Origin of the sequence: Methylophaga pinxianii (assembly GCF_020447225.1) — a bacterium.
Taxonomy (GTDB): Bacteria; Pseudomonadota; Gammaproteobacteria; order Nitrosococcales; family Methylophagaceae; genus Methylophaga; species Methylophaga pinxianii.
Map to the genome: position 1 here is coordinate 1 of NZ_JAJAEO010000051.1, position 439 is coordinate 439.

The 439-nt window shown below is 49.0% G+C and carries 1 protein-coding gene; it reads left to right on the forward strand.

Going from position 1 to position 439, the window contains the following annotated elements; translation table 11 throughout:
- On the forward strand, positions 1-439 hold a 439-nt coding region (locus LGT40_RS00235), incomplete at both ends, for an EF-Tu C-terminal domain-related protein (protein ID WP_264177777.1).

A 439-nucleotide genomic window follows, 5' to 3' on the forward strand; every position in this document is an offset into this window, starting at 1 on the left:
TTCTCTATTTCTGGCCGTGGTACGGTTGTAACTGGTCGTGTAGAGCGCGGTATTGTTAAAGTTGGCGACGAGTTAGAAATCGTTGGTATCAAAGACACCCAAAAGACCACCTGTACAGGTGTTGAAATGTTCCGCAAATTGCTGGACCAAGGTCAAGCAGGCGATAACGTAGGTGTGTTGTTACGTGGTACTAAACGTGAAGACGTTGACCGTGGTCAGGTACTGGCTCACCCGGGCACCATCAAGCCACACACCAAGTTTGAAGCGGAAGTGTACATTTTGTCGAAAGACGAAGGCGGACGTCATACCCCATTTTTCAATGGCTACCGTCCACAGTTCTACTTCCGTACAACCGACGTCACAGGAGCCTGTGAATTGCCATCAGGAGTGGAAATGGTCATGCCTGGTGACAACGTCAAGATGGACGTAACCTTAATCA